This window comes from Sagittula stellata E-37, from assembly GCF_039724765.1.
GTDB classification, from domain to species: Bacteria; Pseudomonadota; Alphaproteobacteria; order Rhodobacterales; family Rhodobacteraceae; genus Sagittula; species Sagittula stellata.
In genome coordinates this window covers 3,076,124-3,098,712 of record NZ_CP155729.1, presented here as the reverse complement: position 1 = coordinate 3,098,712, position 22,589 = coordinate 3,076,124, and the positions used below count along the sequence as shown (strand labels likewise).

At 64.0% G+C, this 22,589-nt stretch carries 23 protein-coding genes and 1 tRNA gene; 12 read left to right on the top strand and 12 right to left on the bottom strand.

Translation table 11 applies throughout. The annotated features are described in order from the left end of the window. Positions 1 to 60 precede the first annotated feature (60 nt). Positions 61 to 267 (bottom strand): hypothetical protein, encoded by a 207-nt coding sequence (locus ABFK29_RS14710; RefSeq protein ID WP_005856149.1) that lies wholly within the window; start codon positions 265 to 267, stop codon positions 61 to 63. Positions 268 to 382: 115 nt separating this feature from the next. Beyond that, positions 383 to 1,036 carry a pyrimidine 5'-nucleotidase gene (locus ABFK29_RS14705; protein WP_005856147.1) on the bottom strand — a complete coding sequence of 218 codons (654 nt, stop codon included), beginning with the start codon at positions 1,034 to 1,036 and terminating at the stop codon, positions 383 to 385. Positions 1,037 to 1,136: 100 nt separating this feature from the next. Here ABFK29_RS14705 and ABFK29_RS14700 point away from each other — a divergent pair, with 100 nt between their 5' ends. After that, positions 1,137 to 1,787: a GntR family transcriptional regulator gene (locus ABFK29_RS14700; RefSeq protein ID WP_005856145.1), complete on the top strand. Its 651-nt coding sequence runs from the start codon at positions 1,137 to 1,139 to the stop codon at positions 1,785 to 1,787. A gap of 6 nt (positions 1,788 to 1,793) precedes the next feature. On the opposite strand, the gene ABFK29_RS14695 is transcribed toward ABFK29_RS14700, so the two are convergent. Both ABFK29_RS14695 and carA read right to left on the bottom strand, forming a co-directional pair. Next, the gene (locus tag ABFK29_RS14695) at positions 1,794 to 3,686 is read right to left on the bottom strand and encodes a glycosyltransferase family 2 protein (RefSeq protein ID WP_198135690.1); all 1,893 of its coding nucleotides are present in this window, start codon (positions 3,684 to 3,686) and stop codon (positions 1,794 to 1,796) included. A 317-nt stretch (positions 3,687 to 4,003) separates the two neighbouring features. Next, positions 4,004 to 5,155 carry a glutamine-hydrolyzing carbamoyl-phosphate synthase small subunit gene (carA, locus tag ABFK29_RS14690; RefSeq protein WP_005856141.1) on the bottom strand — a complete coding sequence of 384 codons (1,152 nt, stop codon included), beginning with the start codon at positions 5,153 to 5,155 and terminating at the stop codon, positions 4,004 to 4,006. Between the two features lie 187 nt (positions 5,156 to 5,342). On the opposite strand from carA, the gene ABFK29_RS14685 reads away from it, so the two are divergent. Beyond that, positions 5,343 to 5,804, top strand: coding sequence for a GatB/YqeY domain-containing protein (locus ABFK29_RS14685; protein WP_005856139.1), 462 nt, complete (start codon positions 5,343 to 5,345; stop codon positions 5,802 to 5,804). Between the two features lie 401 nt (positions 5,805 to 6,205). Here the strand turns inward: ABFK29_RS14685 and ABFK29_RS14680 are convergent, their stop codons facing one another. The 4 genes from ABFK29_RS14680 to ctaD all read right to left on the bottom strand — a co-directional run bounded on the left by ABFK29_RS14680 (position 6,206) and on the right by ctaD (position 10,229). Next, positions 6,206 to 7,192, bottom strand: a complete 987-nt coding sequence (locus ABFK29_RS14680) for a hypothetical protein (protein WP_005856138.1) — start codon at positions 7,190 to 7,192, stop codon at positions 6,206 to 6,208. Position 7,193: 1 nt separating this feature from the next. Beyond that, on the bottom strand, positions 7,194 to 7,688 hold the full coding sequence (locus ABFK29_RS14675; protein ID WP_040604175.1) for a DUF2244 domain-containing protein: 495 nt from the start codon (positions 7,686 to 7,688) through the stop codon (positions 7,194 to 7,196). 114 nt (positions 7,689 to 7,802) lie between these two features. Further along, positions 7,803 to 8,321, bottom strand: coding sequence for a hypothetical protein (locus ABFK29_RS14670; protein WP_005856134.1), 519 nt, complete (start codon positions 8,319 to 8,321; stop codon positions 7,803 to 7,805). 234 nt (positions 8,322 to 8,555) lie between these two features. Further along, positions 8,556 to 10,229 carry a cytochrome c oxidase subunit I gene (gene ctaD, locus ABFK29_RS14665; protein ID WP_005856132.1) on the bottom strand — a complete coding sequence of 558 codons (1,674 nt, stop codon included), beginning with the start codon at positions 10,227 to 10,229 and terminating at the stop codon, positions 8,556 to 8,558. 615 nt (positions 10,230 to 10,844) lie between these two features. On the opposite strand from ctaD, the gene ABFK29_RS14660 reads away from it, so the two are divergent. After that, positions 10,845 to 11,060, top strand: a complete 216-nt coding sequence (locus tag ABFK29_RS14660; RefSeq protein ID WP_040604174.1) for a hypothetical protein — start codon at positions 10,845 to 10,847, stop codon at positions 11,058 to 11,060. A gap of 18 nt (positions 11,061 to 11,078) precedes the next feature. Here the strand turns inward: ABFK29_RS14660 and lipB are convergent, their stop codons facing one another. Further along, positions 11,079 to 11,750, bottom strand: coding sequence for a lipoyl(octanoyl) transferase LipB (lipB, locus tag ABFK29_RS14655; RefSeq protein ID WP_005856128.1), 672 nt, complete (start codon positions 11,748 to 11,750; stop codon positions 11,079 to 11,081). 284 nt (positions 11,751 to 12,034) lie between these two features. On the opposite strand from lipB, the gene ABFK29_RS14650 reads away from it, so the two are divergent. After that, a tRNA-Leu gene (locus tag ABFK29_RS14650) sits at positions 12,035 to 12,121 on the top strand. A gap of 213 nt (positions 12,122 to 12,334) precedes the next feature. On the opposite strand, the gene ABFK29_RS14645 is transcribed toward ABFK29_RS14650, so the two are convergent. Then, positions 12,335 to 13,092, bottom strand: a protein-coding gene (locus tag ABFK29_RS14645) for an IS5 family transposase (protein WP_085983406.1) whose coding sequence is annotated in 2 segments (ribosomal slippage) — positions 12,335 to 12,771 and positions 12,771 to 13,092 — 759 coding nt in all. Because the reading frame shifts where the segments join, the coding sequence is not laid out codon by codon here. A gap of 354 nt (positions 13,093 to 13,446) precedes the next feature. On the opposite strand from ABFK29_RS14645, the gene ABFK29_RS14640 reads away from it, so the two are divergent. Further along, on the top strand, positions 13,447 to 13,896 hold the full coding sequence (locus tag ABFK29_RS14640; protein WP_083803407.1) for a transposase family protein: 450 nt from the start codon (positions 13,447 to 13,449) through the stop codon (positions 13,894 to 13,896). A 64-nt stretch (positions 13,897 to 13,960) separates the two neighbouring features. On the opposite strand, the gene ABFK29_RS14635 is transcribed toward ABFK29_RS14640, so the two are convergent. Together ABFK29_RS14635 and ABFK29_RS14630 are read right to left on the bottom strand one after the other, a co-directional pair. Beyond that, positions 13,961 to 14,437 carry a hypothetical protein gene (locus tag ABFK29_RS14635; protein WP_040604173.1) on the bottom strand — a complete coding sequence of 159 codons (477 nt, stop codon included), beginning with the start codon at positions 14,435 to 14,437 and terminating at the stop codon, positions 13,961 to 13,963. 303 nt (positions 14,438 to 14,740) lie between these two features. Beyond that, entirely contained in the window at positions 14,741 to 15,622 is an 882-nt protein-coding gene (locus ABFK29_RS14630) for a LysR substrate-binding domain-containing protein (RefSeq protein WP_005856124.1), read from the bottom strand. Between the two features lie 126 nt (positions 15,623 to 15,748). Here ABFK29_RS14630 and ABFK29_RS14625 point away from each other — a divergent pair, with 126 nt between their 5' ends. The 7 genes from ABFK29_RS14625 to ABFK29_RS14595 all read left to right on the top strand — a co-directional run bounded on the left by ABFK29_RS14625 (position 15,749) and on the right by ABFK29_RS14595 (position 22,575). Then, the gene (locus ABFK29_RS14625) at positions 15,749 to 16,876 is read left to right on the top strand and encodes a TauD/TfdA family dioxygenase (RefSeq protein ID WP_232281514.1); all 1,128 of its coding nucleotides are present in this window, start codon (positions 15,749 to 15,751) and stop codon (positions 16,874 to 16,876) included. Then, a complete protein-coding gene (locus tag ABFK29_RS14620) occupies positions 16,873 to 17,607 on the top strand; it encodes a class II aldolase/adducin family protein (protein WP_005856122.1) in 735 nt (244 codons plus the stop codon). Before ABFK29_RS14625 ends, ABFK29_RS14620 begins: the two co-directional genes overlap by 4 nt. Next, on the top strand, positions 17,534 to 18,577 hold the full coding sequence (locus ABFK29_RS14615) for a LysR substrate-binding domain-containing protein (RefSeq protein WP_332306596.1): 1,044 nt from the start codon (positions 17,534 to 17,536) through the stop codon (positions 18,575 to 18,577). Before ABFK29_RS14620 ends, ABFK29_RS14615 begins: the two co-directional genes overlap by 74 nt. An 84-nt stretch (positions 18,578 to 18,661) precedes the next feature. Next, positions 18,662 to 19,702 carry an ABC transporter ATP-binding protein gene (locus ABFK29_RS14610; RefSeq protein ID WP_005856118.1) on the top strand — a complete coding sequence of 347 codons (1,041 nt, stop codon included), beginning with the start codon at positions 18,662 to 18,664 and terminating at the stop codon, positions 19,700 to 19,702. Between the two features lie 86 nt (positions 19,703 to 19,788). Next, positions 19,789 to 20,895, top strand: a complete 1,107-nt coding sequence (locus ABFK29_RS14605; RefSeq protein ID WP_005856116.1) for an ABC transporter substrate-binding protein — start codon at positions 19,789 to 19,791, stop codon at positions 20,893 to 20,895. Positions 20,896 to 20,959: 64 nt separating this feature from the next. Continuing rightward, a complete protein-coding gene (locus tag ABFK29_RS14600; RefSeq protein ID WP_005856114.1) occupies positions 20,960 to 21,769 on the top strand; it encodes an ABC transporter permease in 810 nt (269 codons plus the stop codon). After that, a complete protein-coding gene (locus ABFK29_RS14595; protein ID WP_005856112.1) occupies positions 21,766 to 22,575 on the top strand; it encodes an ABC transporter permease in 810 nt (269 codons plus the stop codon). Before ABFK29_RS14600 ends, ABFK29_RS14595 begins: the two co-directional genes overlap by 4 nt. Positions 22,576 to 22,589 lie beyond the last annotated feature (14 nt).

The window sequence follows — 22,589 nt, the reverse complement described above, 5'->3', positions numbered from 1 at the left end:
CACTCTCCTTGCGCGGCAACCTAGGGCGCGCAACAGCGGATCGCCATGCGACGCGATGGGTTATCTGCCCATGGAGATCAGGATCAGCAGCGCATACATCACCGGCACCAGCGCCAGTGCGATCATTGCCAGTGCCGGCAGGCCCCATGTCCACGTGGCGAGCGCGGTGAGCGCCACGAATAGCACCACGCACATCAGGATCAGCGTCACGACGCTTGCGGGGGTCTTGGCGGTTTCGTGCGACAGGGTGGCGTCTTCGGTCGTCATGGGCGGGTCTCCTGAACTTGGCCGATCCGACATACAGGTCTTGCGCGAAAACGACATGTGCGAAATGCCGCATCTGACGTGTCAGGATGTCCTTTGTGCCGTGCCGCGCGCGGCGTCATGTAGCGGTTCGTTTCCGGACCGTGTCGAGGAACCCGGTCAGATCGTCGGTATGATGGTGAATGTGATCCGCCGGCGCAGGTGTGGGCGCAACGTGCACCGTCACCATTCCAAGGCCGTGCGGCACGGCGAGGTTCCTCGGGTCGTCTTCGAACATGACCGCCTGTGTGGGGTCGAGCGACTCCTTGGCAAAGACCTTCGCGAAGGCATCGGCGTGCGGTTTCGGAAGGTAGTCGGCATCTTCCACGCCATAGATCGCGTCGAAGGCGTGTTCCAGCCCGCGCGCCTTCAGGACCTGCGCCGCATAAGGCGCACTGCCGTTGGTGTAGACCACGCGCCGTCCGGGCAACTGGCCAATCAGTTCGGCCAGATGAGGGTCGGGTGTCAGCGCGTCGAACGAGATGTCGTGCACCTCTGTCAGATAGCGCTCCGGCTCGACGCCGTAATGGGTCATCAGCCCGGCCAACGTCGTGCCGTGATCCATCCAGTAGCGGTGCCGCAATTCGTCGGCGGCCTTGTGCGAGACCGACAGGGTTTCCATCACGAAGGCGGTCATCTTCGCCTCGATCTGGTCGAAAAGCCGCATCGCAGGCGGGTAAAGCGTGTTGTCGAGGTCGAAGACCCAGGTGCGCAGTCGGGAAAAACGGTCCATGACGCCAGTTTATGCCTGTTGCGGCATCGAGGCAAAGCAAGTTGCTTGTGTGTTAGCGCCCCAAAGGTCTAACTTGCCGCGAAGACTGCAAGGAACCCTCATGGCTCAACCCAAAACCGCCCAGAAGGACGCCTATTCTCTGATCCTCGATGCCATCGACTCCGGGATCTACCGACCAGGCGACCGCCTTGTAGAGAGCGAACTGGCGGACCGCTTCGGCGTGTCGCGGACACCGATCCGAGAGGCCTTGCAACGGCTTGAAACGCAAAGCCTTCTGGCTCGGGACGGTCGGTCGCTGATCGTGGCCTCGCTCGACCACAACCAGATGGCCGAGCTCTATGCGGTGCGGACGGAGCTTGAGGGGCTGGCCGCGCGGCTTGCGGCCCGGCATGCCACCGAGGAAGAAATCCAGGTCCTGACCGAGATGGTCGAGGAAGACCGCGCACTGATGAACGACCCCAAGGCGCTCAGCCGTGCGAACCGGCGGTTCCACAAGATGATCCACCTGTCGTCGCACAACCGGTATCTGGTCCAGCAGCTCGATCTCGTGCACCGGTCGATGGCGCTGATGGCCACGACCTCTCTGGCGGCGCGCGGCCGGGGCGAGATCGCCATGGCCGAACATCAGGCCATCGTCGATGCGATCTCCCGGCGGGACGAGGATGCGGCCTACAAGGCGTTGCGCGATCATATCTCGGTGGCCTTCGTGACGCGTCTGAAGCTCGACACCCAGGAGGCGCTTGGCGCCTGACGTATGTCAGAGCTCTCGGTCCGGGGGAATGTCCGCGCCCGGCGTATCGGGCGAGGAATGACCGTGCTGGGTCTTGTCCCAGAAGAACGGGTTCCGCAGCGTTTCCCACAGGGCCTTGTAGATCGCCACGGTGCCGAGCGGGAAGTAGGCGAATAGCGTCGGAACCCAGGGGAACAGCGCTCGGTGCGGGCTGCGCGCGAGGGCGGCCATGCCGACCAGCAGCGTCATTCCCTCTGCCGTGAGGAAAATGACCGTCAGCGCCAGGATCCCGCCACGTCCGATCCACGGGTCCAGCGGATGAGGCAACCCGGCGAGGATCAGCCAGAACGACCAGAGCACCGGCGCGAAGGCGAATTGCAGGATCGTGCCCATGAACAGCGCCTGCATCCCGAAGAACCGTTTCGGACCGAGGTCGTGCCACAGGCGCCTAGGGTGGCGCGAGTGCACCCACCAGGTGATGACGTATCCCTTCAGCCAGCGCGACCGCTGCTTGATCCAGGGCCAGAACCGGTTGTTCGCCTCTTCCCTTGTGACGGAGCGGATCATCTCTGTCCGCCAGCCGTAGCGGGCCAGCCGGATGCCGAGGTCCGCGTCCTCTGTCACATTGTGGGCGTCCCAGCCGCGCACCTCCTCCAGCGCCTCGCGCCGGAAGAAGACGGTGGTGCCGCCAAGCGGGACGGCGAAACCCATCCGCGCGAACCCCGGCAGCAGGATGCGGAACCAGCTTGCGTATTCGACGGCGAAACAGCGTGACAACCAGTTGGCGCGCGGGTTGTAGAAATCGAGAATGCCCTGCAGGCATCCGACCTTTGCCGGGGCGCTGTCGAAGGCGCTCACCACCTGGTCGATCTGGTCGGGGGCAGGGGCGTCCTCGGCGTCGTAGATGCCGACAATCGCGCCACGAGTGAAGCGAAACGCGTAGTTCAGGGCGCGGGGCTTTGTCCGTATGCGCCCGGGCGGCACCACGATGGTCCTGATCCATGGCGGCAGGGCGGTTCGGTCGACGGTTGTCCGCGTGACAGTGTCCTCCGCCTCCAGCACGAGCACGACGTCCAGCAAGGATTTCGGGTAGGTCAGGCGCGACAGGCGTTTGACGAGCGTTCGCGCAATTTCCTGTTCATGAAACAGCGGCACAAGGATCGAAACCACTGGCGGATGGGGAGGCAAGGTGTGTCGGGTCGATGCCAGACGACGCGGAACGGCGATGAGCGCAGCAAGCTTCATACCCTGCGACACCAGCAGCGATCCAAGGGCAAGCAAGAGCCCTATGGTGAACAGCAGTGCAGGCGCGGTCGCAAGGAGGGAGAGACAAATGAGGCTGGCAAGGATCGCAAGTGCGGTCGCCGCCGGGCTGGAGGTGTTGAGATCGCGGCAGCTGTCCTCCTCCCGGACCCAGTTTTCGGCGGCTGCGGCCATGGCATTGCCGTGTCGTTGGGCGATTTCGTCGTGGATGTCCGCTTCGGTCGCGACAGCCATGACGACAGGTCCGATGTCGGGCGGGAGCAATTCCAGAAGGTCGTCGTAGTGCTCCGGGCGAGCGGTGGCGAGGACGAGTGTATCCCCGATGCGGATCCACGGCAGGACGCCGTGAGCAAGGCAGAAATTGGCGGGCAGCAGATGTGACAACGCGGGATCGGGGGGATGGGCCGCACGGTCGAGGGCCATGGCGCCATAGTGCCGTGCCTGGGCTTCGGCAACGTCCTTTCGTGTGGCGAGCGCCTCTGCCATGACGACCGTGGAAACCGGCTGATGCAGTCGAGCGGACTCCGCCAGCGCACCAAGCATCGTGCCGGGTGCGACGGCCCCGGCCTCCATGAGGATGTGGCTGACCGGCTGACCCCTTGGCCCGCGAGCCTGCGCGAGGGTGACGTCCGTCAACAAGAGGCGGGTCTGGGTCATGGAGGGTCCGGCTTTGCCTGCCGGGAGTGTCGCGAACGGGATTTAAGATGCGTTTAACGCCGGTTTGGGTGCGGCAAATATTTCCCCGTGTGCGGCAATGCGTTAACTGCCACCCTTGATGATTGTGAACAAATGGAAAAGCCGCACCGGCGCGACAGCGCAGGCTTGCCGTCCATAGGCGCGACCGTGCCTTTGCCGTGCCCGCCAAGCCGCTGGACTAGCGGGCACAGATGGGAACGTAAAAAGCCCCGGCGCAGAGAGCGTCGGGGCCGGAGCATGCTTTGAAGTCCCTGTCGTGAGAGACCGATGGAACCGGATCAGGCGTGGGCCATGGATGCGGCGAAACGTTCGAACAGGTAGAAACTGTCCTGCGGCCCCGGGCTGGCCTCCGGGTGGTGCTGGACAGAGAACACCGGGCGGTCGGCCACGCGTATTCCGCAGTTGGAGCCGTCGAACAGCGATACGTGGGTTTCAAGCACGCCGGAGGGCAAGGTCTGGCTGTCCACCGCGAAACCGTGGTTCATGGAGGTGATTTCCACCTTGCCGGTTTCCATGTCCTTCACGGGGTGGTTGGCGCCGTGGTGACCGTGGTTCATCTTGATCGTCCGTGCCCCCAGCGCCAGCGCAAGCATCTGGTGGCCCAGGCAGATGCCGAACACCGGCAGATCGGTGTTGTCCAGCAGGCCCTTAATCATCGGCACGGCATAAGATCCGGTCGCAGCAGGGTCGCCGGGTCCGTTCGACAGGAAGACGCCGTCCGGGGCGTGCGCCATGACGTCTTCATAGGTCGCCGTGGCGGGCAGGACGGTCACCTCGCAGCCGGCAGACGCGAGACAGCGCAGGATGTTGCGCTTGGCGCCGAAATCAATGGCGACAACCTTGTGCCGGGCATCGGTCTGGCGAACGTAGCCGTCCGGCCAGGCCCACCGCATCTCGTCCCAGCGGTAGGATTGCGCGCAGGTGACGTCCTTGGCGAGGTCGAGCCCTTCCAGCCCGGAGAAACCGCGCGCCGCGGCCACCAAAGCCTCGATGTCGAAGTTGCCCTCGGGATCGTGGGCCAGTGCCACATGCGGGGCGCCGGACTGGCGGATCGCCCGAGTCAGCCGCCGGGTGTCGATGCCGCCGATGGCAATGCGGCCACGGGCCGAGAGCCAGTCCGACAGGCCCTGCACCGCGCGCCAGTTCGACGGTGCGGTCGGCATCCACTTGACGACCATGCCTGCCGCCACCGGATCGCCGGTTTCGTCATCTTCGGGATTCACACCGACGTTGCCCACGTGCGGGAAGGTGAAGGTGACGACCTGACCGGCGTAGGAGGGGTCGGTCATGATTTCCTGATAGCCCGTCATGGCGGTGTTGAAGCACAGCTCGGCGGTGACCTGACCGGTGGCGCCGAAGCCCTGCCCGTAGAAAAGTGTACCGTCGGCTAGGGCGAGGCATGCGGTGGGCGCGGGCTTTGGGCTCGGCATGGGGCGACTCCGGACTGTGGGCAAATCGTGCGGAACCTAAGCCCGCGCCGTGAGGCGGTCAAGAGGCCGTTCTCAAAATGTAAATCCCTTTAATTTCAGGGTTTTGGGCAAATCTGGCGGAGTTGCGCCGACGCAGCGGTTGGGATAGGGTCGGGTCTTGAATGTGGATAACCGCGGGGATTGCGGCATGGAATTGCGCGAGAGAGTCAACGTGGCCGTCAAGCAGGCGATGCGGGAGAAGGACGCCGCGCGGCTGTCCACCCTTCGCCTGATCAATGCCGCGATCAAGGATCGCGACATTGCGGCCCGTGCGGACGGGCAGGAAAACGGCGTGGACGACTCCGAAGTGCTGGCAATCCTCGGAAAGATGGTCAAGCAGCGCCGCGAGAGCGCGAAGACCTACGAGGAAGGCGGACGGCTGGATCTGGCCGAGCGCGAGATGGCCGAGATCGAGGTGATCGAGGAATTCCTGCCGCGCGCCCTGAGCGATGCGGAGGTTTCGGCGGCGATCGATGCGGCTGTGGCCGAAGTCGGGGCCGAATCCATCCGCGACATGGGGCGTGTCATGGGTGTGCTGAAATCGAAGTACACCGGCCAGATGGATTTCGCGGCCGCGGGGCCGCTGGTCAAGGCGCGGCTGGCCTCCTGAGGATCGGCGGGCGCGGCGTTCATTCGGGTAAACGCCGCAGTCATTTTTCCTGACATCCGGTTGAGAAATGAGACCTCTGCGTCGGGTTCGGCGCGGTCCGGTGTGGGGCTGCGCGCGTCCCCGGTCGGGGAAAGTGCGAGTCGCAGCCACCGGAACGCCGACGTTCACGCAACGCGCGCCAGGGTAACGGACCGTGCGGTGGGCAGGGCTTGTGGCAGGCAGGGGCGCGCGCACAAGGCCCGCAGACACGGGTTTCCCGAAGTCGGGATTTATTCTTAATATCGGGACAAAACCGGCCGGAACGGGGGGCCGAACCGGCCGGTTGTTAACCTTTGTCCATGCGCCAAGAAGGACGTTGCGTCACAAACGGTTAACGAAGGCAGGCGGCGCGCAGCCCCGCCCTACACCGGTTGTGCGTCCGGATTCTGTCCCGCCTGTCCCTGTGCCGGCTCCATGGCGGCGAGATCCTCGGGCAGCTCCTCGGGCAGGGGAAATCCCTGCGCGATGCGGGCCAGTTCCTCCGGGTCGTCGATGCGGAAACGCTCCACGAATTTCGTCTTGAAGCTGACGCGCCCGCGCCGCGCGCCGAAGTTCTCTCCGTGGTTCAGGACATAAAGCACCGCCGGGAAGGACAGGGGCGCCAGCCGGTGGCCCGCCAGCGCGGCGAGGTAGGGAAACATCCGGTGTTCGTGCTGCGTCATCGCCTGAAGAAAGCCCGCCGACTGCGGCAGGTCCGGATCGTGGGCCACCGCCGCGCAACTTCCGCAGAGCTTCCAGAAAGGTTTCCGCATCGGTTCGCGCAGGGTCGGCGCATCGGCGAGCGCGATCACCCCGGTCGCGTCGTCCATCACGAGGCCCTGCTGCACAAGGTAGCCGCCCGGGGCCTGCCGGCGCAGCATCTCGCGCACCATGCCCTGGCGCATGAGGTCGTCGGCGTCGAAGCTCATGACATAGGAGGGGCCGGTGTCCAGCCGGTCGAGCTGTCCGTAGAGCGCCGCCAGCTTGCGCCACTTGTCATTGCCGGGGGTGGGATCGTCGAAGGGCAGGAAATGGATGCGGCGGTCGTCCGGCAGGGCGGGCCGTTCCTGGCAGCAGACGATGGCCTGCCAGTGCGGATCGTCCTGCGCGATCATGCATTGCAGCGTGGCGCGCAGGCGGATGTTGACGGCACGCCAGTCGCCGACCTGCTCCGGCCCGACCAGCGGAATGAGGAAGATCACCTGCCGGCGCATCGCGGGGACCCGGGTCCTGAGCGCGTGGCGCAGGGCGAGGGCCGCGGCCTCGGAGGGGACGGGGGTCAGCCGGTCGGCGATGTCGTCGCGTCCGGCGCGGGCGGCAAGGGACAGGGCGGCGCGGTGCCATTTGGGTGTTGCGGGGGCCTGGGCCATCTCAGCTCTCCTTCGCGCGGCGGACGGCGGTCAGCAGGTCGGTGTAGAGCGCCTTGCGTTCGTCCTCGGACAGGAAGGCGCCGATCTCGACCTCGCGCCCGCTGCCCTTGAGGGTGACGTAGTAGGGAACCGGGCCGCCCGTCTCGTGCAGCGAGACGGTGACCCAGAAGGTGTTGGCATCCCACGACAGGGAGTCGCCGCGCGGATCGGTGCGCACGAGACTGGTGTTGTCGTGGGTCAGGGTGAGCACCTCGAGGATGCGGCGGTCGCGCAGGTTGCGGCGCAGCGCGTAGTAGAGCGCGGCCGTCGCGGCCAGCATGAACGGCAACAGCCCCCAGAGCACCAGCGTGCCGAGAACCCCATAAAGCGGGATCGAGGCGGCAAGGAAGAAACCAAGCACCATGGCGGCGAAGCCCTTTGGCGACAGGGAGTTGTGCGGCCAGAGCTGCATCTCCTGTACGTGCGCGCGTTGGGGTGTCGTCCAGTGGTACGGCATTCCTGTCCTATAACGTGCCACATGGCGTCCGCAAAGCGGGAAGCTATCGTGTTTTCGGGAGGTTGCGTCCGTTTTGCGCAGATGCGGCGCAGCGGGTGGCCCAGTTGGCTCCAGTCAGGTCCGGGCGGGGCCGCGCAGGACCCGGAGCACGATCTGCCCCAGCGTCAGCGCGGCGAAGACGATGAGCGCCAGGCCCGCCACTCCGGTCAGCGCCTGCTGCACTTCGAGCGTCCAGAACATGGCTGGAAGTGCGTCGGCTTCGGGCACCACACCGCGGACGTGCAAGGCTCCGAACTCTACCGCCGACAGGATGCCGTGCTGTGTCAGAACGCACAGCGCCATGTTGCGCCCGAAGCGGACCGCACGGATGAAATCCAGCACGAAGTACACCGCCGGAAAGATCGCGAATGTCAGCGCCACGCGGGCGAAGAGTTGCGGCAGCGGAATGGTGGAGAAGGTGTCGTGCAGCGAGGTGTCGCGCAGCGCCGGAACCTCGGTCATCGCAAGCAGCCAACCGGCATAGAGCGCCCACGAGAACGGAATGGCGAGCAGCAGGATCGGCGGCCAGCCCGGGCGCCTGAGAAAGGCGGCCAGGGGCAGGGCCGATACGATCAGGAGGACGACGTAGGACAACGGGGACTCCGGCTGCGGACAGTGGGGAGAGAGGAAGGTAGCGGGCGGGAGCACCGGAGAAAGGCCCGTCGTGTGTGCACCGGTCCGGGTGTGGCCTTTGCGCCAGAGGGCGTCGGGGGTCAGGCTTGCGCTGACAGTATCGTGCGCCTGTCCGGGTGTCTCGCCGCAGGCCGGAATTCAAAAGGCCCCGCGAGCGTGTCGCGGGGCCTTTCGTTGGTCTTTAACACGGGGCGCTTAGTGTGCGTGGCCCTTGTCCCAGTCTTCCTGCTTCGGGAGCTGCTCGAACGTGTGCTCCGGCGGCGGGGAGGGCAGGGTCCACTCCAGCGTGTCGGCCCATTCGTTCCACGGGTTGTTCTCGGTCACCCGCGCGCCACGGGTGAGCGCGTGGAAGACGATGTAGAAGAACAGCAGGAACGAGGCGAAGGAGATGAATGCGCCGATCGACGAGACGAAGTTCCAGGTGGCGAATGCATCCGGGTAGTCGATGTAGCGGCGCGGCATACCCTGACGGCCAAGGAAGTGCTGCGGGAAGAAGGTCAGGTTCGCACCGATGAACATCATCCAGAAGTGCAGCTTGGCCAGGGGTTCGGAGTACATCCGGCCCGACATCTTCGGCAGGTAGAAGTACATCCCGGCGAAGATGGCGAAGACGGCACCCAGCGACATAACGTAGTGGAAGTGGGCAACCACGTAGTAGGTGTCGTGGTACGCGCGGTCGACGCCTGCCTGGCTCAGCACCACGCCGGTCACGCCGCCGACGGTGAAGAGGAACAGGAAGCCGAAGGCCCAGAGCATCGGTGCCTTCATGTCGATGGAGCCGCCCCACATGGTGGCGATCCACGAGAAGACCTTCACGCCCGTGGGGACCGCGATGACCATCGTTGCCAGCATGAAGTAGGACTGCTGGGACAGCGACATGCCGACCGTGTACATGTGGTGCGCCCACACGACGAAACCCAGCGCGCCGATGGCGATGATCGCCCAGACCATCGGCAGGTAACCGAAGACCGGCTTGCGCGAGAAGGTCGCGATGACGTGGCTGATGATGCCGAAGCCCGGCAGGATCACGATGTACACTTCCGGGTGGCCGAAGAACCACAGGATGTGCTGGTAGAGGATCGGGTCACCGCCGCCGGCCGGGTCGAAGAAGGTCGTCCCGAAGTTCCGGTCGGTCAGCAGCATGGTGATCGCGCCGGCCAGAACGGGCAGGGACAGCAGGATCAGCCAGGAGGTGACGAAGATCGACCACGAGAACAGCGGCACCTTGAAGAGCGTCATGCCCGGGGCGCGCATGTTCAGGAAGGTGGTGATCATGTTGATCGCACCGAGGATCGAGGACGCGCCGGAGACGTGCACCGCAAAGATCGCGAGGTCGGTGGAGAAGCCCCCTTCGGTGGTCGAGAGCGGCGGGTAAAGCACCCAGCCGATACCAGACCCGAGCTGACCGTTGCCGCCCGGCGAGAAGACCGAGCAGATCGCCAGCGTGGTGCCCGCGACATACAGCCAGAACGACAGGTTGTTCATCCGCGGGAACGCCATGTCCGGCGCGCCGATCTGCAGCGGCATGAAGTAGTTGCCGAAACCGCCGAACAGCGCCGGAATGACCACGAAGAACATCATGAGGATGCCGTGGCCGGTGATCAGCACGTTCCAGAGGTGTCCGTTCGGCGTGCAGTTCTCGACCGCGGTCGGGAACAGGCGTGCGCCTTCCATACACATGAACTGGACGCCCGGCTCCATGAGCTCCATGCGCATGTAGACGGTGAAAATGACGGAGATCAGGCCGGCGAAGGCCGACACGATCAGGTAAAGGATCCCGATGTCCTTGTGGTTCGTCGACATGAACCACCGGGTGAAGAACCCCCGGTTGTCTTCATGCTCGTGGCCATGAATGGCGGCGTCTGCCATTGTCTGCCTCCCTAGCGTTTCCATGCGGGGACGCGCGAAAAGACTCCTGCCAAGAATCTTTCCGTGCATCCGGTGTTCTGTCAGGTTTTTAGAATGTGTCCGCGACAGCGTCCATGCGGCGATTTGATCTCGATCAAACTTTTTGTCGCACCCAGTTGAAGTGCTGCGGTCCGGTCCACCCGGAGGCCGTCGTCGGTCAAACCGGGTGCGGTTCGGAAACCGTCCGACCGTGGTTCTGGCGCAACGTCCGATTCGGGCGGGCGCGGAATCGGACCTGTGCCAAGGCCGGTGACAATGTCTCGCAGGGTGAGGAATGTCGTCCATGGCTTTGAATTTGTTGTAGATATCCGGCCATTCCGAAGGTTCGTTCGCCGGTGCCTGAAGCGTGCGGTGTGGCCTGACGCAGCGCCAGTGCGCGCAAGACGCGGCCGGGGGCAGTGCTGCCTTAACGCTTTGTTAGTGGTGCAGGCGTCACCTTCGGGACGGGCATCGGTTTACGCGGCAGAGGGCGGGGTCAGGCATTCCAGACTGTCGGTTCGGGTGGGAGTGTCTATTTATTGTCTCACTGCCACGCAACAAAATTGCCCATGCAACGTTTGGGATGAGGAGGGTACAATGACTGCCGTTGATATGATGTCTGCTCACACGACCGGCAGCTCGCTGCGCCAGCGCCTTGCCCGGATCTTCGAAACGCCGTTCGACCGGCGCTATCGTCAGCGCACCGCGACCATTGCGGCGCTGCGCGCCAAGTCGGATGCCGATCTGGCCGCGATGGGCCTGACGCGGGACGAGATCGTGCCGCATGTGTTCGGCGGCCGCGCCGTGGCCTGAGGCGTCCTCTGGCGGACGTCAGGCATCGGCCTTCACCGGAATCGGACCGAAGACCTCATCGAAGGTCTCCCTGAGTGCCACGTCGAGGTCGTCCATCGTCACCGGCAGGCCGAGGTCGACAAGGCTCGTCACCCCGTAGTCGGTGATTCCGCAAGGCGTGATGCCGTCGAAATGGCTCAGGTCCGGTTCGACGTTGATCGAAATACCGTGAAAGCTCACCCATTTGCGCAGGCGGATCCCGATCGCTGCGACCTTGTCCTCTGCCATGCGCCCGTCGGGCAGGGCGGGGCGGTCGGGCCGCTCGATCCACACGCCGACTCGGCCCTCGCGGATATGGCCGCGCAGGTTGAAGGTGTCCAGCGTCGCGATCACCCAGTTCTCAAGATCCTGCACGAAGCGCCGCACGTCCTTGCCGCGTTTGCCCACGTCCAGCATCGCGTAGACGATCCGCTGGCCGGGGCCGTGGTAGGTGTACTGCCCGCCGCGCCGCGTGGCGTGAACCGGGAAGCGGTCCGGGTCCTTGAGATCCTCGCGCTTGGCCGAAGTGCCTGCGGTGTAAAGCGGCGGGTGCTCCAGCAGCCAGACGCATTCCTCGGCCTCGCCGCGCGCGATGGCTTCGGCGCGGGCTTCCATGAAGGCGAGCGCTTCCTCGTAGGACGTCAGCCCGTCACTGATCTTCCATTCCACCATGCGCCTGCCGGGACCTCTGCGCCCCGTCTCCCTCATGCCTGTTGTCCGGGCGACGCCCTCGCCTCCCACAAATTTCGGGGTAATGCGCATCGGGCTAAAGCGCAACGCAAAGGGGATGTGTCGGGTCCCCGGACACGGGCGTCGGACAAGACGGACAGGGCGCAGATCCGCCGGAACCGGAGACCTGTCGGCCGCTCGCGCAAACTGTCCGAATGGCAATGCAATTTTCCTCTTCACATTGCTGACGGGCTTCGCTAAGAGGCGCGTCACCAAGTCAAGACAGTGCGGTCGTGGCGGAATTGGTAGACGCGCAGCGTTGAGGTCGCTGTGGGGTAACACCCGTGGAAGTTCGAGTCTTCTCGACCGCACCAAAACAGAATTCAGTCTGTTTTTGACCCCCTAGAGCCTTGAATGGAAAGGCTAAAGGCGGGGTTCTGGGGCCTGTATTCCGGCAGTATGCCAAGCGGTCTGACAGGGCTAGTTTCAGCATTATTTTGCGCAATTCTATGTGGCCCGATTCCCATAGCTTCCAAGGGTTTGACAGGAACTGGAGCGCTGGTTCTAGGGTCAGGACTCGTTCTCTCTCAAAGCCAGAAGATCACGGTCGCAGCGAGTGCGATCGCTGAGAAGAAGGTCTTTGGGCATCGGTCATAACGGGTCGCCACCCGTCTCCAATCCTTGAGCCTGCCGAACATGATCTCGATCCGGTTGCGACGCTTGTACCTGCGCTTGTCGTACGGGACGGGCGTCTTCCGTTTCGTCCGGCCCGGGATGCAAGGGCGTATCTTCTTGTCTTGCAAGGCTTCTCTGAACCAGTCGGCATCGTAGCCGCGATCTCCGAGCAGCCATTTCACGTCTGGCAGCCCGCCGACCAGCGCACGCGCCCCGATGTAGTCGCTGACGGGGCCGGCAGTCAGGAACAGGTCGATGGGCCGGCCATGGCTGTCGCAGACGGCGTGCAACTTCGTGTTCATGCCTCCCTTCGTCCGGCCAATCAGCCGTCCACGCCCCCCTTTTTCACGCCCAGGCTGGACGCCGTGCGATGGGCCTTCAGATGAGTTGCGTCGATCATCACGGTCGTCTCCTCACCATGCTCGCCCGCCAGCCCGGCCATGATCCGGGCGAAGACGCCTCTATCGCTCCACCGCTTCCAGCGGTTGTAGAGTGTCTTGTGCGGGCCGTATTCCCTTGGCGCATCTCGCCACCGCAATCCATTGCGATTGATAAAGATAATACCGCTCAGAACGCGCCGGTCATCAACCCGGGGCTTGCCGTGCGACTTGGGGAAGTAAGGCTCCAGACGCGCCATCTGCGCATCGCTCAACCAGTAGAGATCAGACATGTTCACCGCTCGTTTTCGAACGGTGAATCACGCTCGCTCAACCAAATCAATGGGTCCTGAACCTAGGCACTATCCTTCTGATCTCGACACATACCGCACTTATCGTGACGCGGTCACAGCGTTCATCATGGCCCGGAAAAAGCGAATTGAAAACGCAAGCGTCTGACCCTGATTGTTTGCTGGAAAGTCGAAAAGCAGGGGCCACTTTGGGCTTTGTCACGTTTTTGCCTGCAGCCGAAAGGGCAGACATTGGTGCACTGTGTCAATCGGCAGGCAATCTTGGGTCTGACGCATATTTGGTGCAGATGAAGCCTTGCCTCGCTACATTTGGGCGATCTTCGCGGGAGTTTGCCCATGGCATGTGGAATGGATCGACGGGCGTTACTGCCCGGAGGGTTGAAGGCGGACCGGGTCGAGCTGGTTGACGATAGGGTGCAGATCCATGTGCGCCCGGTCGGCGGAACAGCCGCCTGCCCAAGATGCGGCGAGATTTCTCGACGCGTTCATAGCCACTACCAGCGTCGTCTTGCGGATCTGCCGGCACATGGGCGGCAAGTCAGGCTTGTTCTGTCTGCTCGGCGCTTTCGGTGCTGGTCCCCTTTGTGCCGGACACGGATCTTCGCGGAGCGGTTCTCGCCGGCAATTGCTCAGCCCTACGCGCGGCGGACAGGGCGCTTGCAAGACCTGGTCCGACATCTTGGCCTCGCCCTCGGTGGGCAGCCGGCTCAGGCCTTGGCCGCACGACTGCTCCTGCCAGTGAGCAAGGACACCTTCCCTTCCTGCGCAGCGTCCGCATTGCGATGAGACAGCCGGTTAGCGCGCCACGGGTGATCGGTATCGACGACCGGGCTTGGTTGCGGGACCAGCGCTACGGCACTTTGATCTGCGATCTCGAGCGGCGGCGGATCATCGATCCGGCTCGCCGCCGGGCAGGGAGCCGGCGACCATCGAGACATGGCTGAGGAGCCAGCCCCAGATCGAGGTCGTCGCCCGCGATCGCAATGGCGGTGCCGTCACGCGCGCCTTGCCGCAAGCGGTTCAGGTGGCGGATCGCTGGCACCTCCTCGAGACCGTCAGCGTGGCGTTTCTGGCGGCGGTGCGACGGTCCATGCCGACGATCCGCCGCGCTGTTGGGGCGTCGGAGCTCGATCCCGCCCTGCTCACCGGGGCCGAGCGCCTGCAATACGACGGTTTCCAGCGCCGAAAACATACAAACGAAACCGTCGGGCGCATGACCAGCGAAGGTGTTCCGGTCAAGCGCATCGTGCGGACGACAGGGCTGAGCCGTGGCCTCGTCCGCCAGATCGTGTGTGGCGAGCGCGACGATGTCTTCCGGGTGCGCCAAAACGGCCTGACCCCTTGGTTACTTCGGCTGGAGGAAGATTGGGTCGGCGGGTGTCGCAATGCCACAGAGCTCTGGCGCCGACTTCGCACCTCGGGCTTCGGCGGTAGCCTCCGCGTGGTTGGTGAATGGGCCACGCGGCAGCGCCGTGCCGAGAACGCGATGCTGGCCGGCAACGGGAAATGCCCGCCCGCCCGCAGGATCGCGCTGCTCATGACCTCGGCACGAAACCATCTGTCCAAGGCGGACGCCGTGCTCGTTGCGCAAGTTGAAGCCGCGCTGCCAGCTTTGGCGGCCGGCGGCAGCTCACTCATTGCCGATGATCCATTCCAGGAAGGCCAGCGCGGGGCCCGACGGGCGTCGAGGTCCGGTCACGTAGTAGGATGTGCCGAGATCGAGCTCTCCGTCTGGCCACATGCGCAGCGCGCCCTCGCGGACCGCACCGCTTGCAATGGAGCGCCAGCCCAGCATGACACCGCGCCCGTCCAGTACCGCCTGCGCGGCCTGCACGTAGTTGTTGAAGGTCTGCCCCGACAGCCGGCTGCGTTCGATCCGCCGGGTGCGCAGGTATTCCTCCCAGCCGGCCCAATGCTGGTTGTGCGGGCTGCGCACGTGAATGAGTGGTGCCGTATCGAGCTCAACCCCCTTTTCGAGAAGGCTTTCGAGCAGCTGGGGTGCCGCCACCGGGCAAACGCGTTCGTCGAACAGTTTCACTGTCGTGCCCTCGCTCCAGCCGCCGGTGCCGTAGCGGATGGCGACGTCGACGCCGGGGGACAGGTGCGGCAGGTCGGTTGCCGGAGCTTGTACGTTCACGGTCACATCCGGGTGCGCGGCGTAGAAATCAGGTAGGCGAGGCATCAACCAATAGGTGGCCATGCCCAATGTGCACGACACTGTCAACTGGGCTCCGTCCTGCCCGCTGAGTGCCCGGATGTCCTCCAGCGCGGCCGCGATCTGTCCCAGCCCGTCACGTACCGCCCGCGAGAGAAGCTCGCCCGCTTCTGTCAGCTGCGCGGGACGCGTGCCGCGATCAAAGAGAGAGGTGCCGATATGATCCTCGAGCGCTTTGACGGTCTGGCTCACCGCGGACGCGCTTACGTTGAGCCGGGCGGCGGCGAGCCGCGCCGAACCATGCCGGGCGACGGCCTCGAATGTGGTCAGCAGGCGCAGTGGGGGCAGGCGGTCCATCAAGTTAATCCGTGGCTTAAGTTATCTTCACGCTAATCCGGCTTTTGGCGGAAAGGAAGGCGTGGAATGCTTGTTTGCAGAATCCTCCAAACTCACTCCAAAGATCTGGTATCACGCATGAATGTCATGACCTCCCCCGTGGCTGCCCCGGTCCTCAAGGACACGGGCCTTGAAATCCTCCTCTCCGACGGAGAGGCTCACTACTTCAACTATTACTGGCTGCGCGACAACTGCCCCAGCTCGTTCAACAGCGCCACGCGCGAGCGCAGTTTCGACATCTTCCACCTCGATACCGCGCCCAAGGCGAAGGCCGCCGAGGTGACCGGCGATGTTCTGGAAATCACCTGGGAAAGCGAAAACCACGTGTCCCGTTTCCCGCTGGCATGGCTCGAGGCTTACAAGACACCGCAGCGCCGCCCCGATCCCGCCGACCTCGCCCGCGAGGCATGGTATGGCGATCACTACCCGAACGTGCCGCGCTTCAGTCAGCCCGCGCTCAAGGCCGATCCGGAGCTGCGCGCCAAGTGGATCGAGGCGATGCTGGTCAAGGGCTTCGTGATCCTCACCGACATGCCGGATAGCGACGAGGGTCTTACCGAGACTGCCGAGATGATCGGACGGGTCCGCCCGACCTTCTTTGGCGACTACTTCGACGTAAAGACTCACATCAACCCGACCAACACCGCCTACACCGCCTCGGCGCTGGAGCTGCACACCGACACCCCCGCCGAAGAACATGCCCCCGGCGTGCAGTTCCTGCATTGCCGCGCCAACACGGTCGAGGGCGGCTACAGCCTCTATGCCGACGGCGTTGCGGTGGCGAACGATTTCCGCGCGCGTGATCCCGAGGGGTTCAAGCTGCTCGCGGAAACCAAGGTGCCCTTCTTCTGCGAGCACGACACCTACGACATGCGCTCGCGCCAGACGATCATCGAGCTGGACCAGCACGGTGAGGTCTCGGGTCTGACCATCAGCCAGCACATGCTGGACATCTCAGATCTGGATCAAGAGCTGCTCGACCGCTGGTATCCGGCGTTCTGCCGCTTCGGGAAGATGCTTCAGGAAGAGAAGTATATGATGACCTTCATGATGAAGGCCGGCGAATGCATGGTCTTCGACAACCACCGCATCGTGCATGGCCGCGCGGCCTATACCGCCGAAAGCGGTGACCGCTACCTGCGCGGCACCTACACCGACCGGGCCGAGATGCGGTCCACTTACCGCGCGCTGGTGAGCGAGGGGCGTTTCAAATGAAGGACCTGACCCAGATGACCGGCAACGCCGGGGAGACTGCCGCCCTGCGCCAGGATCTCTCGGCCGCCTTCCGCATCTGCCACCAGATGGGCTGGAGCGAGTCGGTCGGCAACCATTTCAGCGCTGCCGTCAGCGAACACGAGTTTCTGCTGAATCCCTGCTGGCAGCATTTCGCGTCGATCCGCCCGCAGGATCTGCTGCGCATCGACGCCCGCGACGGGCGGGTGATCGAGGGGGAGGGCTCGCCCGACGCCTCGGCCTGGTGCGTGCATGGAACGCTGCACCGCAAGAAACCCGAAGCAAAAGTGATCCTGCACGCGCATTCGCCTTACGCAACGGCGCTGGCCTGCCTGAAGGACCCGACCGTCGTGCCGATCGACAACAACACCGCGCGATTCTACGGGCGTACCGCTTATGATCTCGACTTCGGCGGCATTGCCGACGCCGAGGAAGAGGGCGAGCGGCTGGCGGACTCGCTGGGCGACAAAAGCGTGCTGGTGATGGGCAACCATGGCGTCACCGTTACCGGCGAGACTGTCGCGGCGGCCTTCGAGGATCTCTACTTCTTCGAGAAGGCGGCACAGACGCTGATCCTGGCCCGATCAACGGGAGAACCGCTTGCGGTGCTCTCAGACGCAGTGGCGCAGAACACCGCCGATGGCTGGCGGGCCTATGCCGGAATGGCAGAACGGCACTTCGACTTTCTCAAGTCGCAGCTCCCTGCGCTCTGAGCGCTCGCATGTAGGCCCCCGCCGGTGTATCCAGCGGGGGCATCCAAGCGCGAGGCCTATCATCAAACGCTACCCCTCCATTCAGGCGCTGCGTGCCATCGAGAGTGTCGCTCGCAACGGTGCTCTCTGGCGCGCCGCAGCCGAGCTGAACGTTACTCGCAGCGCGATCAGCCACCAGTTGCGGCTGCTCGAGGCGGATCTCGGTTTCAAGATCGTCGAACGCAGCGGCAACAAGTCCGAGATCACGCCCCGCGCCCGCGCTTATGCCGAGGACGTGCGCCGTGCGCTCAGCATGATCGCCACCTCCACCGCGCGGGTGGCGCAGGAGGGGCTGACCGGGTCACTGACGATCAGCGCCACACCCGGCTTTGCCGATGGCTGGCTGTGTCTGCATTTGGGCGATTTCATCGACGAGCATCCCGACGTGGTGGTGACCGTGCTGAGCTCGCACAAGATGGCAGACACCACCAATCCCGAGATCGACACCTTCATCACTTTCGGGCAAGAGTCGCGCGCCAACCTTAGGACCGAGCCACTATTCGAGGTTGAGTTCACGCCGCTGTGCAGCCCTGCCTATCTCAGCCGATTCGAGAGCTTCAACGATCTGCGCATCTTGCAGCAGGCGACACTTTTGCACATGACCGATTTCACCGACTGGGAGGGCTGGATGGCCCTCTCGGGGTTGCCGGCCGAGGATGCCCGGCGCGGCATCTGCTACTCGGACATGAACATCGTCCATACGGCGGTTCTGGCGGGGGAGGGGATCGCCATCGGCGACACGGTTCTTTGGGGAAAGGACCTGCGAGACGGGCGTCTGATGCGGCCGTTTTCAGCGTCCTTGCACGCGGGCACAGGTTATTTCGTTTGCACGCCCAAGGAAAACCTCGAAAATCCCATTGTTGAAGAGTTCCATAAGTGGTTGAAATCAAAAGTTGAATTTAGCCGGCTCAGCTCCTCCCAGAGGGCGTGACAAAAGAAATTTGTCACGCCTCTGAATGAGTTTCATTTGCAGTTCGGCTCTGCGCCCCGCACCCTTGGTCCACAACGGACAGGAATGAAGAGCGAGGCGATTGTGTCAGACACAACGCAGATCGAAGCACGTTCGGTCGGAAAAAAATTTGGGAAGTTCCACGCTTTGCGGGATATTTCCCTCGGGGTTTCGGAGGGCGAGTTTCTCTCCCTGCTCGGTCCATCGGGCTCGGGCAAGACCACCTTTCTCACGCTGCTTGGCGGATACGAGCCGGTGACATCGGGCCAGCTGCTTCTCGAAGGGCAGGACATGACGAACTGGTCTGCCAACCAGCGCGGCTTCGGCATGGTGTTCCAGGGCTATGCCCTGTTCCCGCATCTCACCGTGGCCGAGAACATTGCCTTCCCGCTGAAGGTGCAGAAACGCGGCAAGGCGCAGATTGCCGACCGCGTCGCGCAGATGGTCGAGATGGTCGGCCTCGACGGTCACGCCAACAAGAAGCCCAAGGCGCTTTCGGGCGGGCAGCAGCAGCGGGTCGCACTGGCTCGGGCGCTGGCCTACGAGCCCAAGGTGCTGCTGCTTGACGAGCCGTTCTCGGCCCTCGACAAGAACCTGCGCGGGCAGATGCAGGAAGAGCTGCGCCGCCTGCACCGAGAGCTGGGTACAACCTTCGTCTTCGTCACCCACGACCAGGAAGAGGCGCTGGCGTTGTCGTCCCGCGTGGCGATCTTCAATCAGGGCGAGCTGCAACAGATCGGCACACCGGCCGAGGTCTACGAGCGCCCCGCCAACCGCTTCACCGCGGAATTCCTCGGTGACATCAACATCCTGTCGCTTGCGGGTCTTTCCGGCGCGCCGATCGAGCTGCCCACCAATGCGGGTGCCTTCGACACGCTGGCGATCCGCCCCGAACACATGCGCCTTGCCACGGGCACTGACACCAACCAACTGCCGGTAACGATGCGCGACCGGGTCTATCTCGGCTCGAAATCCCGGCTGCTTCTGGAAACCCAGACGGGTGAAGAGCTGATGCTCTATTTCGACAACGGTCCCGGAGTGCCGCCTCCCGATCCGGGCACCGAACTTCGTGTGGCATGGCACACCGGCGACAGCTTCGCCATCTGACGTCGGTCACACGACACATCCCCGACCCGCGGCGCAGGTCGCTTCGGGACGACGATACCCTTATAAAAAACAAACAGGTGAGACCAATGAACACCCATTTTCAGAACGACCTCGTGGAAATCCTGAAAGAGCGCGCCGCGAAGGGGCAAATCTCGCGCCGCCAGATGCTGCAGGGCTTTGCGGCTCTTATGGGCACCACCGCGCTTGGCGCGGGCGCGGCGAAGGCGGAGGAGGGCCGGCTGGTCTTTGTCAACTGGGGCGGCGATGCGCTCGATGCGATGGACGAAGCCTTCGGTACGCCGTTCACCGAAGAGACCGGTATCGAGGTGCTCTATGACGGCTCCGGCCCGACCGAGGGCGCGATCACCGCGCAGGTACAGGGCGGCAACCCGACCTGGGATCTTGTGGATGCGGACCCGTTCTCGTCGCAGGCGCTGGGGCGTAAGGGGCTGATGACGCCCATCGACTATGACATCGTCGACAAGGCCAAGCAGCGTGAGGGCTTCGGCTGGGAATACAGCTCGTCGTGCTATTTCTACAGCTACGTCATCGCCTACGATGCGACGCGGTTCGACGAGCCGCCGACCTCGATCGCAGATTTCTTCGACACCGAGAAGTTCCCCGGCAAGCGGTCCATGTATAAATGGGGCGCGGGCATGTGGGAGGCAGCGCTGCTCGCTGATGGCGTCGCGCCCGAAGACCTCTATCCGCTCGACCTCGAGCGTGCCCATGCGAAGATCGATGGCTTCAAGGAGCACATCGGCGCCTTCTGGGGCGGCGGCGCGGAAAGCCAGTCGCTGCTGCTGAACGGCGACGTGTCGATGGCGCTGATCTGGAATACCCGCGCGAGCCTGCTGCACAAGGATACCGAAGGCGAGATCACCTTCACCTGGCAGGATGGCATCATCGGCCCGGGCGGCATCGGCGTGCTCAAGGACAACCCGGGCGGCACCGAGGCCGCGATGCGCTACATCGCCGCCACGCAGGAGCCAGAGCGCCAGGTCGTGCTGTTCCAGATGCTGGGCAACGCGCCGTCGAACCCCGCCGCCGACGCGCTGATCCCCGAAGACGAGCGCCGCTTCAATGCGATGGATCCCGAGAACCTGCCGAAGCAGATCGCTCTGGACACCGACTGGTACGAAGAAAACTACGGCGCCGCGCTCGACGCCTATCTTCAGATCATCTCGGCCTGATCGACGCCTCCGCCTGATTTTCAACGACCGCCGCCCTTGACCGGGGCGGCGGACCGGAGACCCCATGCGCGCCTTCCTCTTTCTCATATGTCCCGTGCTGCTGTTTCTCGGAGTCAGCTACCTGCTGCCGTTCCTGGGGATCGTGCAGCTGAGCTTCACCGACCCCGATCCGGGGCTGGCCCAGTACAGCCGCGTGCTGACCGAGGATCTGCCCACTGGCGTCATCTGGCGGACCCTGCGCCTGTGCGTGATGGTCACCGCCGTGTCGGTAAGCTGCGCCTATGTCATCACACTGCTCTGGGTGCGGGGCTCGCCGCTGGTGCGCTCTATCACCGAGCTGTGCATCATGATCCCGTTCTGGATCTCGGTTCTCAGCCGCGCGTTCGGCTGGCTGTCGATGCTGTCCAACCGTGGCCTGCTGAACACGTGGCTGCAGGACATGGGGCTGATCGACAGCGCCATCCAGATGACCCGCAACGAGTTTGCCGTGGTCGTCGGCATGTCGCACTACCTGATCCCTTTCGCGGTCTTTCCGCTCGCCACGGCCATGCGCAACGTCGATGAACGCGTGCTGACCGCAGCCGACGGAATGGGCGCATCGCGGCTGCGGATCTTCTGGCAGGTTTTCCTGCCGATGACCTCCAGCGGCATCCTGGGCGCGACCCTGCTCGTGTTCGTCTTCTCCATCGGTTTCTACGTGACGCCCGCGCTGCTGGGCGGTGGACAGTCGGTGCTGGTGGCGGAACTGATCTACCTCTGGATCTTCCAGATCCCGCAATGGGGCATGGCCGCCGCGATGAGCGTGGTGCTGATGCTCGGGGTCGGGGGCATCCTCTACGTGCTGATGCGCCGCTACGGGGAGATGGCGAAATGAACAGGCTTCGTCCCGGCGTCATCGCCACGCTCCTCTCGGGCCTCGTCGCGGTCTTCCTGCTGATGCCGCTGATCGCGGTGGTCCCGGTCAGCTTCACGTCGCGGCGCTACCTGTCCCTGCCGAACGGCGAATGGTCCTGGCGGCACTACGCCGCGCTCTTCGAAGATGCCGAGTGGGGGCAGAGCCTTCTGACATCGGTGCAGGTCGGCGTTCTGGCCAGCTTCCTTGCGGTGGCGCTGGCGGCGGCCTTCTGCATCGGCATCTGGATGCTGCGTCCGCGCGGCGCGGGGCTGATGACCGGCTTCGTGCTGCTGCCGATGATGGCTCCGCCCGTGGTGTCTTCGCTGACGCTGTATTTCTTCCTCAACAAGATGGCCCGCTGGAACGACATCATCGCCTACGACAAGCTCGGCGGAGTGGTGCTGGCGCACATGGTCATGGTCGTGCCATACGCTGTGGTGGTGATCATGGTCTCGCTCAGCCAGCTCGACCGGCGTATGGACCTTGCCGCACAGTCGATGGGGGCAAGCGTGCCGACCCGCGTCTTCGGAGTCATCATCCCCAACATCCGCTTCGGCCTGATCGGCGCGTTCTTCCTGTGCTTCCTGCTCAGCTGGGACGAGATCGGTGTGACGCTCTTCGTCACCTCGGTCGAGACGATCACCCTGCCGCGCCGCATGTGGATGGGACTGCGTGACAATGTCGATCCTTCGATCGCCGCGCTTTCGGTGTTGCTGATCTGCGTGGTAACCTTGCTGGTCGTCATCCGCGCCGCGATGTTGATGCGCAAGGAAAGCTTGCGCTGATCCCGCCCCATTCC